This is a genomic window from Streptomyces spinoverrucosus (genome assembly GCF_006539505.1).
Taxonomy (GTDB): domain Bacteria; phylum Actinomycetota; class Actinomycetes; order Streptomycetales; family Streptomycetaceae; genus Streptomyces; species Streptomyces spinoverrucosus.
On record NZ_BJND01000019.1, the window covers coordinates 45,033 to 57,026 of the forward strand.

At 71.4% G+C, this 11,994-nt stretch carries 11 protein-coding genes and 2 pseudogenes; 10 read left to right on the forward strand and 3 right to left on the reverse strand.

What is annotated here, in order from left to right:
• Positions 1–113 precede the first annotated feature (113 nt).
• The 5 genes from SSP24_RS13530 (at position 114) to SSP24_RS13550 (ending at position 6,249) form a co-directional block, all read left to right on the forward strand.
• Positions 114–1,136: a sugar ABC transporter substrate-binding protein gene (locus SSP24_RS13530; protein ID WP_141309762.1), complete on the forward strand. Its 1,023-nt coding sequence runs from the start codon at positions 114–116 to the stop codon at positions 1,134–1,136.
• Positions 1,133–2,860: a sugar ABC transporter ATP-binding protein gene (locus SSP24_RS13535; protein WP_141309763.1), complete on the forward strand. Its 1,728-nt coding sequence runs from the start codon at positions 1,133–1,135 to the stop codon at positions 2,858–2,860. Before SSP24_RS13530 ends, SSP24_RS13535 begins: the two co-directional genes overlap by 4 nt.
• Entirely contained in the window at positions 2,857–3,837 is a 981-nt protein-coding gene (locus SSP24_RS13540; RefSeq protein ID WP_141309764.1) for an ABC transporter permease, read from the forward strand. The genes SSP24_RS13535 and SSP24_RS13540 overlap by 4 nt, the downstream gene beginning before the upstream one ends.
• 64 nt (positions 3,838–3,901) lie before the next feature.
• Positions 3,902–5,599 carry an amidohydrolase gene (locus SSP24_RS13545; RefSeq protein ID WP_141309765.1) on the forward strand — a complete coding sequence of 566 codons (1,698 nt, stop codon included), beginning with the start codon at positions 3,902–3,904 and terminating at the stop codon, positions 5,597–5,599.
• Positions 5,600–6,006: 407 nt separating this feature from the next.
• A complete protein-coding gene (locus SSP24_RS13550) occupies positions 6,007–6,249 on the forward strand; it encodes an SDR family oxidoreductase (protein WP_229865340.1) in 243 nt (80 codons plus the stop codon).
• Positions 6,250–6,480: 231 nt separating this feature from the next.
• On the opposite strand, the gene SSP24_RS13560 is transcribed toward SSP24_RS13550, so the two are convergent.
• Positions 6,481–6,885, reverse strand: a complete 405-nt coding sequence (locus tag SSP24_RS13560; RefSeq protein WP_229865342.1) for a TetR-like C-terminal domain-containing protein — start codon at positions 6,883–6,885, stop codon at positions 6,481–6,483.
• Positions 6,886–6,942, reverse strand: a pseudogene (locus SSP24_RS45120) (hypothetical protein); the annotation flags it as partial. It lies immediately after the preceding gene.
• Between the two features lie 10 nt (positions 6,943–6,952).
• Between SSP24_RS45120 and SSP24_RS44885 the strand changes: the two are divergent.
• A pseudogene (locus tag SSP24_RS44885) lies at positions 6,953–7,189 on the forward strand (carboxylesterase family protein); the annotation flags it as partial.
• Between the two features lie 530 nt (positions 7,190–7,719).
• Positions 7,720–8,052 carry a carboxylesterase family protein gene (locus SSP24_RS43500; protein WP_218037080.1) on the forward strand — a complete coding sequence of 111 codons (333 nt, stop codon included), beginning with the start codon at positions 7,720–7,722 and terminating at the stop codon, positions 8,050–8,052.
• A 454-nt stretch (positions 8,053–8,506) separates the two neighbouring features.
• Here SSP24_RS43500 and SSP24_RS13570 read toward each other — a convergent pair whose 3' ends face one another.
• On the reverse strand, positions 8,507–9,019 hold the full coding sequence (locus SSP24_RS13570) for a MarR family winged helix-turn-helix transcriptional regulator (protein ID WP_141309767.1): 513 nt from the start codon (positions 9,017–9,019) through the stop codon (positions 8,507–8,509).
• 71 nt (positions 9,020–9,090) lie between these two features.
• On the opposite strand from SSP24_RS13570, the gene SSP24_RS13575 reads away from it, so the two are divergent.
• The 3 genes from SSP24_RS13575 to SSP24_RS13585 all read left to right on the forward strand — a co-directional run bounded on the left by SSP24_RS13575 (position 9,091) and on the right by SSP24_RS13585 (position 11,937).
• Positions 9,091–9,894: an SDR family NAD(P)-dependent oxidoreductase gene (locus tag SSP24_RS13575; RefSeq protein ID WP_141309768.1), complete on the forward strand. Its 804-nt coding sequence runs from the start codon at positions 9,091–9,093 to the stop codon at positions 9,892–9,894.
• A 752-nt stretch (positions 9,895–10,646) separates the two neighbouring features.
• Entirely contained in the window at positions 10,647–11,138 is a 492-nt protein-coding gene (locus SSP24_RS13580) for a sortase (protein WP_141309769.1), read from the forward strand.
• A gap of 220 nt (positions 11,139–11,358) precedes the next feature.
• Positions 11,359–11,937, forward strand: a complete 579-nt coding sequence (locus SSP24_RS13585; RefSeq protein WP_141309770.1) for a class F sortase — start codon at positions 11,359–11,361, stop codon at positions 11,935–11,937.
• Positions 11,938–11,994: the final 57 nt, after the last annotated feature.

The window sequence follows — 11,994 nt, forward strand, 5'->3', positions numbered from 1 at the left end:
GCGTCATTCGCAGTCGGTATTTGTACGGATGGTGCGGCGGGCTCCACGGGTCTTTCCTGTTCGGCACAGCCGGACGCCCGCCTCGGCGGGCCGCCCCTCGGGAGAGTCCCGCCATGACCCCACCTCCGTACGCCTCCTCACGCAGAGGGTTCCTCGCCCTCTCCGCCGCCACCGCGCTGGCGGCCGCCGGATGCTCGGCACCGCAGAACACGGCCGCCTCGGCCAAGCCCTCGGTCTCCGGCGGCACCCGCCTGACGCGGATCGGCCTGGACTACCCCTTCACCCAACTCCCGCTCTACTCCACCCTGCTGAAGCTCTCCACCACCCGGGCCAAGCAGCACGGCATCTCCCTGCTGACCACGAGCGACAACGCCAACGCCGACACCCAGGCCAGCAACCTCAACACCTGGGTCGCGCGCAAGGTCCCGGCGATCGTGTCGTTCCCGATGGTCTTCGAGGCCGCGGAGCCCATCGCCAAGGCGGCACTGGACGCCGGCCTGATCTGGGTCACCTACGGCGGCTCGCTGCAGCACCAGAGCGCCGACATCCAGTTCAGCTTCCGCGAGGGCGGCACGCTGCTCGGCGAGGCGGCGGCGCGGTGGGCCGAGGAGCATCTCGGCGGGAAGGGCAAGGTCGCCTTCCTCACCGACAGCACCATCGAGCTGGGCCGCGAGCGCACCAAGGGCATGATCGACGCCTTCACCAAGCTGGCACCCGGCGTCGACGTGGTGGCCCAGGAGCAGGCCATCGACCCCGACACCGGCCTGTCGAAGGCCAAGGCGATCCTCGCCAAGCACTCCGACCTCAACATCGTCCTCGGCGTCACGGACGCCGCCGCCTACGGCGGATTCAAGGCCCTGCAGCAGGCGGGCCGTGCCAAGGACGACGGCAAGACCTTTGTCGGCGGCCAGGACGGCTCGGCACCCTCCCTCCTCGCCATCAAGCAGGGCACCTTCTACCGGGCCTCCGCCGCCCTCGCGCCCGAGGACATCGCGGCGGCCATCGTCGACGTGCCCCGCGCGGTCGCGGCGGGCAAGTCCGACGCCAGTGCCCAGGTGCCGATCGCGCTCGTCCAGCGCGCCGACACCGCGCGCATCGACGATCTGCTCGCCCAGAACGACCCGGGCGCCTCATGACGGCGCCGGGCCTCAGTATCCGGGGGCTGACCAAGTCCTTCGGCGGGGTCCGGGCCCTGGACGGCGTGGACCTGACCGTGCCGATGGGTCAGGTCCACGCCCTGCTCGGGCACAACGGCGCCGGCAAGTCCACCCTCATCAAGTGCCTGGGCGGCGCCTACCCGCCGGACGCGGGCACGATCGAGGTGGGAGGCGTGTCGTACGCCCGCCTCAGCCCGCGCGAGTCGATCGCGGCGGGCGTGGCGATCATCTTCCAGACCCTGAGCGTGGTCGACGCGCTGACGGTGGCGGAGAACATCTTCCTCGGTCAGGAGTGGACCCGGTACGGCCGGATCGACCGACGCGCGCAGGAAGAGGTCGCCGCCGGACTGCTGGAACGCGTGGCGGCCAAGTGCTCACCACGCGACCGGGTGGGCGAACTTCCCATGGCACAGCGGCAGTTGGTGGAGATCGCGAAAGCCCTCAGCCGCAGCGCCTCCGTGCTGGTCCTCGACGAGCCCACCGCCGCCCTGTCCGGGACGGAGGCCGACGCCCTGGCCGAACGGGTCGAGGACCTGCGCACCCAGGGACTCGCCATCGTCTACGTCACCCACCTGCTGTCGGAGGTGGAACGCCTCGCGGACGAGGTGACCGTCCTGAGGGACGGGCGGGTCGCCCACCACGCGCCGATGGCGGGCCGGACGCGCCGCGAGCTGGTCGAGTCGATCACGGGCGGGCCCCTGGAGAGCACCCCGCGGCGTGCACGCGGCCTCGGACGTGGCCATGCACCGCCCGGCGGGGAGGGGCCGACGGCCGAGGCACCGGACCGTCCCCCGGGGCGGGAGCGTCTTGCGGCTCCGCTCGGTGGGGAGGGATCGAGTGCTGGGGCGGTAGATCGTCCGTCGGGGCGGGAGTGTCCTCCGGCCGCGCACGGCGGCGACGGATCGACGGCCGACGCGGCGGACCGTCCGCCGGGGCGCGAGCGTCCTCCGGCTCCGCCCCGCCTCACCGTCCACGGCCTGCGCGGCCCCGGCTTCGGGCCCGTCGGCCTCACCGTCGCCGAAGGCGAACGCGTCGGCCTCTACGGCCTCATCGGCTCCGGTCGTACGCGCATCCTGGAGACCCTGTACGGCAGACGCCCTGCCTCCGCCGGAACCGTCCGGGTCGGCGACCGCACCGTAACCCCGGCGCGGCCCGCCGAGGCGCTCGCCGCCGGGATCGCACTCGTGCCGGCCGACCGGCGTGCACAGGCCCTGTTCCCGTCGCTGTCCGCGCAGGACAACGCGCTGCTGCCGTCCGTCCGGCCGCTGGCCCGGTACGGGGTGCGGGCGCTGGGCGCCGAGCGGCGGGTGTTCGACGCGGTGGCCACGGCGGTCGGGCTGAGGCCCGCCCGGCCCGGGTTGCCGGCGGGCGCGTTCTCCGGCGGCAACCAGCAGAAGCTTGTCCTCGGCCGGTGGACCAACGAGGCCCGGCACGTCGACGTGCTGCTGCTGGACGAGCCGACGCAGGGCGTCGACGTCGGGGCCCGCCAGGAGATCCACCGGGTGGTTTCCTCCCTCGCCGCCGAGCGGGGCACGGCCGTGCTGTTCGCCTCCAGCGACCCGGAGGAGATCGTCGCGCTCGCCGACCGCTGCCTGATCGTCGCCGGGGGCCAGGTCGTCGGCGAGCTCTCCGGTGCCGGCCTCACCGAACAGGCCCTGCTGTCCGCCGTTCATGACACCGTGCCCGCCGAAGGAGCAGCATGACCACCGCCGACCCCGCCCTCACGAGACCGCGCGTCCTCGTCACGGGCGGACTGACCGCCGTACGCCACCATCCACTCATCGCCGTACTGGCCGCGATGGTGCTGGCCTTCCAGCTGTCCACGGGCAGCTTCCTTAACCCGGCCAACCTGCGCGGCATCGCCACCGACGCCGCCACCCTGGCCATCGTCGCCGTACCGCTGGCGCTGCTCGTCATCAGCGGCTACCTGGACCTGTCGGTCGGCTCCACGCTGGCCCTGGGCGGGCTGGTCGCGGGCTGGCTGGCGGGCCATGGCCAGTCTCCGGTCGTCGCCGTGCTGGGGGCGCTGGCCGCGGGGGCGGCGGTGGGTGCGGTGAACGGCGCCCTGTGCTGCTACTTTGGCCTGTCGGCGTTCATCGTCACCCTCGGCATGCTGACCGCCGTACGAGGGCTCGCACAGCAGCTGTTCCCGCTGCCGCTGAGCGGGTTCGGGCCCGGGTTCGCGTGGCTCGGCGGGTCTCGGATCGCCGGGATCGCCGCCCCGGTCGTCATCGCGGCCGTTGTGCTGGCCGCCGGCGCGCTGTTCCTGGCGCTCACCCCGGCCGGGCGGCACGTCTTCGCCATCGGCGTCAACCGGGAGGCCGCCCACCTCTCCGGGATCAGCGTCCGCCGTACGCCGTTCGCGTTGTTCGTGGTCACCGGGGTGGCCGCCGCCCTGGCCGGGGCGATCAAGGCGTCGGTGCTGGACAGCGTGGTCGCCGGGACCTCGGGCGCCGGTTTCGAACTGACCGTGCTGACCGCCGTGCTGGTCGGCGGTGTCGCGCTGACGGGCGGCTCCGGTTCGATCCTCGGCGTCCTGCTCGGCGTGCTCTTCCTCGGCGGCCTGCAGAACGGACTGACGCTGCTGAACGTGCCCACGTTCTGGCAGCAGATGGCCCAGGGCACCGCCCTGGTCGCCGGCGCGGCACTGGCGTACTTCGCGCCCCGCGCGGCGCGCTGACCCCACCTTCCCCTGCTGAGAGAGGCCTCTTGTAGACAGGCCCCTTGTGATGAGAGAGGTCCCCGTGAGCGACACCCCTCCCACCCTCGTCCTGACCGGTGGTCAGGTCCTCACCGTCGACCGCGCCTTCACCGTCGCCGAAGGCGTGGCCGTGCGCGGCGGTGACATCGTCGCCGTCGGCACGGACGCGGAAATGCGCGCCCTGGCCGGAACCGGCACCCGGGTCGTCGAGCTGGGCGGCCGGACCGTCCTGCCCGGCATCAACGACTCGCATCTGCACGGGGCCGCGTACGGCATGACGAAACCGCCCTTCGCCCTCGACGTCGGCCACCCGGCGGTGCGTTCGATCGCCGACATCGCCGACACCGTGGGCCGCGCGGCGCGGGAGGCACGGCCCGGCGCATGGATCACCGGCCTGGGCTGGGACCCCGGCTACCTCGCCGAATGCCGGGACGACCCCCGCCGCTTCCCGCACCGCCGGGATCTCGAAGCGGTGGCCCCGGACCACCCGGTCTGCCTGACCGACTTCTCCTCGCACATGGTGTGGGCCAACACCGCGGCCCTGCGCCACTGCGGCATCGACGCACACACCGCACCCCCGCCCGGCGGGGTCATCGACCTCGACGCCGACGGCGAGCCCACCGGCATCCTGCGCGAGGCTGCCCAGCGGCTCGTCCAGGCCGCGCTCCCTTCCCCGACGATCGCCGAGCGCCGCCGGGCCATCCAGGGCGTCATCGGCGAACTCCACTCCCGCGGCATCACCAGCTACACCGAACCCGGCCTCGGCCCCGGCGGCACCGGCACCCTCTTCGGTGGCCTCAGCACCGACAACTGGACTGCGTACGCCGAACTCGCCGCCGAGCGCGCCCTTGAGGCCCGGGTCAGCGTGCTGCTGCTCCCGGCCCCGATGGGCGGCTCCGCCGACGACGTACGCAAGGGCCTGGCCGAACTGCGCCGCCCCGAGTCCGCCGACCCCCGGCTCCTGTGCGCCATCGGCGTCAAGATCTTCGGGGACGGGGTACCGCCCAACCGCACGGCCTGGATGAGCGAGCCGTACCCGGAGGGCGGTCACGGAGGGCTGTGCGTGCACGGCGACACCCCCACGCTCCAGGCGGACGAACTGCGCGAGATGATCCGCGTCGCGCACGAGGCAGGCTTCCAGCTCGGCGTGCACGTCACCGGCGACCGGGCTATCGACACGGTCGTGGACGCCTTCGTCGCCGCGCAGGAGGCCGCGCCCCGCCCAGACGCCCGGCACTACGTCATCCACGGCGACTTCATCAGCCCGGGCAGCCTGGCGAAGCTGGCCGCGCACGGTTGCGGCGTCAACATGAACCCCGCCATCAAGTGGACCATCTCCGACCTGATGGACGAGGTCGTGGGCCCCGAACGCTCCGCCTACCAGTGGCCGGTGCGCTCCGCGCTCGACGCGGGCGTGCGGGTGTGCGCCAGCTCCGACGCGCCGATCACCCAGCCGGACTGGCGGCAGGGCGTGGCCTCGATGATGCTCCGCGAGTCCAAGGCCAGCGGCCGACCCAGCGGGCCCGACCAGTGCGTGCCGCTCGCCGACGCCCTGCGCGCCTACACGGCCACACCGGCCTGGCAGGACTTCGCCGACGACTGGAAGGGCACGATCGAGCCGGGCAAGACCGCCGACCTGTGCGTCCTGGACCGCCCCCTGCTGGACCTCGACCCGCACCACATCACCGAGGTGCGGGTGGATCTCACCGTGTTCGACGGACGCGTGGTCTTCGAACGGTGAGGCATACGGTCACGAGGAACTCGGAGCCGACTGGCACCGGCGTCACCTCAACCCCGCCCGCAAGCCCCGCGACCTCGTCCGCCGGCTCCAAGCCCTCGGCCACCAGGTCACCCTCGAACCTGCGACCGCCTGACCGGCCCTACCCCGACGTCCGGTCCGCAAGCGCGCGTGCTGCGGACTCCGGATGCCCGCGACCCGGTGGCCGTCCCCTTCGGCCCCCCGCGACACGACGCCGGCCGGGCGCCGAAGCGGGTTGCGCTCGTCACCGATCCGGGCAGCCACCCGATCGCGGGCCGCGGCCTGCCCGAGACCGACGAGGCGGTCCGGACGGCCGGCGCCTGGCTCGCCGAGGCCGGCTACCAGGTGGAGGAGGTCGAACTCCCCATCCTGGGCGAGGCGGCGAGCCTGTGGGCAGGGGCATCTGGGTCAACACGGTCGCGCCGGGCGCGATCGACACACCCGGAGTCGACATCGCCATCGGCGAGGAGAACGCGGCGGCCGTCAAAGCACAACTCGCGGCGGGAGTGCCGATCGGCCGCAGGGGGCGCCCGGAGGAGGTCGCCGCCGCCGTGGCCTTCCTCGCCTCCGCGGACAGCAGCTTCGTGCTCGACGCTACCCTGCACGTCAACGGCGGCGAGAACCAGTTCTGACCCGCCACGCGGAGTCCCGACCGCTCGCGGGCGAGTCGTCGCCCGCGGCATTCCGCCTGGCCGACACGAGCATCCGCGCGGCACGCCCAGACTGGTGACGCCGCGCTTGTGGGCCAACGACGCGGGTGGTCGTAGTCGTACCCCTTGTCGGCGTGGAGCTTGGCCAGCCGACGTCGGCGCGGACCGCGGCGGGAGCACGGGCGCCGGCCAGTACCAGGGCCACGAGTCGACTCACGTAGGCGTGCCCTGCGGGCTGGTCGCGTTGCACGATGCGCAGGTGGAGGGGGCCGACCAGGCTTCGAGGAGGAACTCGGGGGTGCTGTCCGGCGGGAGGTCGCCGCGGTCGATGCCGCGTTGGACGAGGATGCGGGCGCGGTCCAGGCGGGCGGTCCAGAGCTGGTAGCGGAGTTGGTCGGACTGGGGATCGTCGTCCGGTGCGGTGAGGGCGAGGCAGGCAAGGTAGCGGCCCGTGGGCGTGGTGAGGAACGCGGCGAGCGCGGTGAAGAAGGTGGTCAAGTCCTCGTGCGTGGACCCGGTGTCAGGCAGGGGCAGTTCCGTGTCCAGGCGGTCCGAGAGGGCTTCGAGGATCAGGTTGGTCCGGGTGCCCCAGCGCCGGTAGGCCGAGGTCTCGTGCACGCCGGCGCGGGCGGCGATCTCCGCGATACGGGTGCCCGCCAGGCCCTCGGTGGCCAGGAGTTCGGTGGTGGCCTTGAGGACGGCTCGGCGTACGGCCGCGCCACGGCGGTGCGCGGGGCCCGGGCACGGTGGTGCCTGGGTTTCGGGCGCCGGCTCCTGGAAGTGCTACGGCGGCCATCGGCTCGCCCGCGAGGGCGGCGTGGTCGTCGTCTCCGTCAGTTACCGGCTTGGCGTGCTCGGCTATCTGCACGCACCGGGGATCTCCGAAGGCAATCTGGGCCTGGCCGACCAGCTCGCCGCACTGCGGTGGGCGCGGGAGAACATCGCCGCGTTCGGCGGCGACCCGGACGCGGTGACCGTGGCTTGGTCAGTCCGCCGGCGCCCACACCGTGCAGTGTCTGCTGGGCATGCCCGACGCCGAGGGCCTGTTCCGCCGGGCCATCGTTCAAAGTTTCCCCGCCGCCCTCGGCCTCGGGAGCGTTCGCAGCGCCCGGAAGGCCGCCGAATGGTTCCTCACCCGGCTCGGCGCAGACCCGCGTACCGTCCCCGTCGCCGATGTCCTGGACGCCCAGACCGCTCTCGCGCGCGAGGCGGCAGGCCGACTCGGGCTCCGTACGGTCCCCTTGTTCAGGCCGGTCGCCGGAGTCGGCCCGCTCCCGGACGCAGCACGCTGGGCCGCATGCCTCGTAGGCCGAGCTCCCGGTCTGCACGTCATCATCGGCACCACCGGGCGGGAGATGAGCGCCTTCTACGCCCTGAACCCGGCGCTGCGCCGCCTGCGCCAGGTCCCGGCACTGGGTTCGGCGACTGCGGACGCTGTGGAACGTGCCGCGGGTGCGGCCTTCTTCGACCGTCTCGCCCGCCGCCTGGCTGCCCGGCAGAGCGAGGCGGGTGCCCCGCGTGTGGAGCTACCGGTTCGACTACGCCGCCCCCGCCTCTCCCTTCGGCGCCACCCACTGCATCGAACTGCCCTTCCTGTTCGGCACCGATGCCGACTGGACCACCGCCCCGATGCTCGCCGGCGCCGACCCGCACGACATCGACACCCTGGGCCGAGCCCTGCGCACCGCCTGGCTCAGCTTCATCCGCACCGGCACCCCGAGCACCGACACCCCCTGGCCGCCGTTTACGGCAGCCGCACCCGCCGTACACCACTGGCACCCCTGAGGGCACCAGACAGAGCGGCCGGAATGCAGGAACGAAAGCCACCCAGGTCGATCACGCTCGAGCGAAGCTGAGAGTGGGTGAGCGCCTCCCACGCCATGCGCTGGGTGTCGCCCGGCGAGGAAGCCATGAGTCGACAGCCCGCATGAAGACGGCTTGCATGGGTCTGACGAAAGAAGCGCACCCCGCTCGGGGAGCGGGACCCTTGCCGGGCGGTGCTTGACCATGCCGCGTGTTGTTGTTCTGCCTGATCAGCGCCTCGCGGCAGAGTGAGAGGGGCTGACGTGTGACGGCTCGTCTCGCGTCGTCCGCTCACGCATCGTGCGCAGGTGACCAGCACCTCTGGCAAGAGCAGAGCCGTGTGCGAGTGCCGCGACAGGTTCAGGCTGGTTCGGTGATGACGCGGGGCTTCCTCGTCCAAGGTGATGAGGCCATGACGTGCTGGCTGCTCGCACGGTCACCCCGGTGTGCCGTCTTTGCGCAAGGTGACCGGTCTGCTGAGGGGGCCTGCCGGTTGCACCTGTTGTATCGCGTCGGTCACCTGACCGAGGAGCGCCTTCAGTTGGCCGGTGTCCTTGGCGCCGAGCTTCTCGGTGATCTGCTGTTCGATCTCCGCGATCACGGAGTCGGCCTTGCGCAAGGCGTCGCGTCCGGCGTCGGTGAGGTGGAGCTCCTGCACGTGACGGTGGCGCGGGTGCGGCCGGCGTTCCAGCTGGCCCCGGCCCTCCAGACGGGCCACCAGGGAGGCCACCGCCTGCGGGGTGACGTTCAGACGGCGGGCCAGTTCCGCTCCGGCCAGGCCGGGATCGACGTGGACGGCAATGAGCAGGGAATAGTGTGCCGCCGCCATGCCCAACGAGCGCAACCGTTGCTCCTTCAGGGCTGTCACGGCCAACTCCGCCCGCCGCAGTGCCCAGGTCACCCGGTCCAGTGCGTCGGCGCCGACCGGCCCCTCATCATGCAGCGTCATACGGCGAGAATACGACACTGGACGACTGTCAAACACTTGACATAATGCAGGTACTTGAATCAGGCTGTCTCATGCCTCGTACCCTTGCTCTCATCACCGGCGCTTCCTCCGGAATAGGCGCCGCCTACGCCCGCCTCCTCGCCGCCGACTGCGACTTCGTCCTGGTGGCCCGCAGGGCCGACCGCCTTTCCGAGCTCGCGGACGAACTCCGGGCGGCCGGCGCCGCCGTGGAGGTCCTGCCCGCGGACCTCGGGAACCACGACGGCCTCGCCACGGTGACCAAGCGCATCGCCGCCGGGGATGTCCGGCTATTGATCAGCAACGCGGGAGACGGCGGCTACGCTCCCCTCGCCGACGTCGCCCCGGAGGAGATCGACCGCCTGCTCACACTCAACGGCGTGGCGTCCATCCAACTCGCGCGCGCCGCCCTGCCCGGCATGCTGACCGCAGGGGAAGGAACCATCGTCACGGTCGCCTCACTGCTGGCCTTCAGCGCCGGGCAGAGCAACCCGCACATGCCGCCCCGCACCATCTACGCCGCCGCCAAGGCCGCCACCGTCGCCTTCACCCGCACCCTCACCCACGAACTCGCCGACACCCCCGTGCGCACCCAGGCGGTCTGCCCGGGCGTGGTGGCGACGGAGTTCAGCGGCGGATACGGAAAGAACATCCCCTCCGCCATGACCGCGGAAGGCGTGGCCCGAGCCAGCCTCGCCGGCCTGCGCCTGGGCGAGACGATCTGCGTACCGGGCCTGGAGGACCAGACCGCCGCACTCGACGCCCTCCTCGCTGCCGAGACTGCCCTGCTCACGGGCGGCAATGTCCCCACCCCCGCCACCCGCTACAGCCAACCGCACCCACAGCCCACGCGCTGAGGACCGAGCCCGCAGGAGGAATCGCGCACAGCATCGCTGTGACCTGCGTGATCCCTCCCGCCGGCGCCGCCAAGGCCCATGAACTCTTAGCCCGGTCTTGGCCCGGAAATGCCCCGGAACAGCTGGTCAGAGGTGGGACACCGGTGTGAGATATCGGGACTAAGGCCATGTTTCGACTTACCGCCGACAAGGGCGCCTGGTGGGCATCTGCCCAGGTCAGGCGCCCTTTTTCTGCGCCTAGAAGAAGCCCAACTTCTTCGGCGAGGTACGACACCAGGAGGTTCTTCGTCTGCTGGTGGTACACCTCTGGAGTTCGCGAACGAGCGACCTGCCCTGTACCGGGCAATGTTCGTCCTGGGCAGGCCGCCGTGAGCGCACTGAGCTTGGGACGGATGCTGCACCGGGAGCGCCGCTGTGAGCGAGGGCGCGAGCGATGCTGAACAAGTGGCGTGTTGGCTGCTCCCGGCGCCGGTTCACACGCCGCCCCCGGCGCGGCTGCCTGAGGCAGACCACACCGTGAAAGACCGCCCGGTCGAATTTCACCGCTATGGGGACCGGGTGGTGGGTGATTGTATTGATGATCTCCGCGTCGGTGACCTGCGTAAACGATCAAGAGGGAACGCCGCGGCACCTGACTGGGTGACATATTTGGCGATCGTCAGGTTGCGGAACTGACGGACTGTCGGTTGCCTCGTGAACGGAACACAGATGCCACGTAGACAGGCCGGACGCTGTTCCGTTGGAGGATTCGCATGCGTTACCCACACATGGGTGCAGGTATCGGCCTGGCTCTCGGTGCCCTCGGACTGCACATCCCGGTCGCTGCCGCCACTGATGACTCAGATGTGCGTATCGACCCGTGGAATGCCTACCCGGGTTCCACGGTCACGGTCAGTACAAGGGCCTGCGACCCTGACGCGGACTACGGCAAGGGCTGGTCGAGGGTGGGAGGAGAGTTCCACCTCTTCGAAGGCGACGAGGAGGGGGTGCTCACCGGCCAGTTCCAGATTCCGGAAGCAACCAGGCCGGGCAGCGACACAGTCACCCTGAAATGCCCGCCACTGACCAAGGTCACGGAAACGTACCAGGTCACCGGCCGCCCTCCGAGCGGCTCAGTCAGCGCCGGCTTCGGGCCGGCCGAAGACACAGGTATGGGGCTCGCCCTGGGCGGTGGGCTGCTCGTCACGGCTGCCGCCGGGGGTGTGGTCTGGATGTGCCGCCGCCCGAAAGACAACCGACCCTGACCGTCCGACTCTGCCGGCCGGCCCCGTCCACTTCGGCCTGTAACCGGCCCTCGAAACGGAATCGATCCGGTGGCCGCGAGGCCTGCCCATCGCGAGGACCGCACCACCCGCTACAACGCACCTGCCGTGAAGCAAAGGCTCAACCGCGATGGCACCCAGACACCACACCAGCCCTTCCCGAGATCCGTTCATCCCTGCAGTGCTCCTTCTGGCCTGGGTAATGACGGCAGGTGCGCTGCTGCCGATCAGCGGAGTGCACGACGAGGAGCCACCGCAGCCATCGGCGGCCCGGGCCTTGTCAACCTCTGCAGACGCCATCCGCCCCACGGTCCATCCGCTGCCCCCCGCGGATCCGGTCCGGCTCCGGATCGCCGCCATCGGCGTAAACGCGCCGATGGCACGAGTGGGCCTAGATGCGGCAGGGGCGCTACGGACTCCACCACGTGGCAAATCCGGCCTGGCCGTCTGGTACGGCGACGGCACGGCTCCCGGCTCGGCAGGAACCGCCATCGCCACCGGGCACGTGGACACACCCACCGGGGGCCCCGGCGTCTTCTACAACCTCGGCGCCCTGACCGAGGGCGCCACCATCGAGATCAGCCGGGCGGACCGGCGGACAGCGGTGTTCGCCGTCCGCGCCGTAGAGCTTTACGACAGGAAGAAGTTTCCCAGCAAGAAGGTGTACGGCAGTTCGGACCGGCCCGAACTCCGGTTGATCACCTGCGGTGGCGGCTACGCCAAGCGCACCGGCTACCTGAGCAACGTCGTGGTCTACGCGACGCTGACCGCGGTGACGTAGCCGACCCGAACGGGCGCTGAGCGCTTTCCAGGGCCTGCGCCCAGCCCGCTTCGACGA

What these genes read in the sequence shown, in the direction of transcription:
- SSP24_RS13530 (WP_141309762.1), top strand. Translation starts at nt 114, where the DNA reads ATGACCCCACCTCCGTACGCCTCCTCACGCAGAGGGTTCCTCGCCCTC.
- SSP24_RS13535 (WP_141309763.1), top strand. Translation starts at nt 1,133, where the DNA reads ATGACGGCGCCGGGCCTCAGTATCCGGGGGCTGACCAAGTCCTTCGGC.
- SSP24_RS13540 (WP_141309764.1), top strand. Translation starts at nt 2,857, where the DNA reads ATGACCACCGCCGACCCCGCCCTCACGAGACCGCGCGTCCTCGTCACG.
- SSP24_RS13570 (WP_141309767.1), bottom strand. Translation starts at nt 9,019, where the DNA reads ATGACGCTGCATGATGAGGGGCCGGTCGGCGCCGACGCACTGGACCGG.
- SSP24_RS13575 (WP_141309768.1), top strand. Translation starts at nt 9,091, where the DNA reads ATGCCTCGTACCCTTGCTCTCATCACCGGCGCTTCCTCCGGAATAGGC.
- SSP24_RS13580 (WP_141309769.1), top strand. Translation starts at nt 10,647, where the DNA reads ATGCGTTACCCACACATGGGTGCAGGTATCGGCCTGGCTCTCGGTGCC.
- SSP24_RS13585 (WP_141309770.1), top strand. Translation starts at nt 11,359, where the DNA reads ATGACGGCAGGTGCGCTGCTGCCGATCAGCGGAGTGCACGACGAGGAG.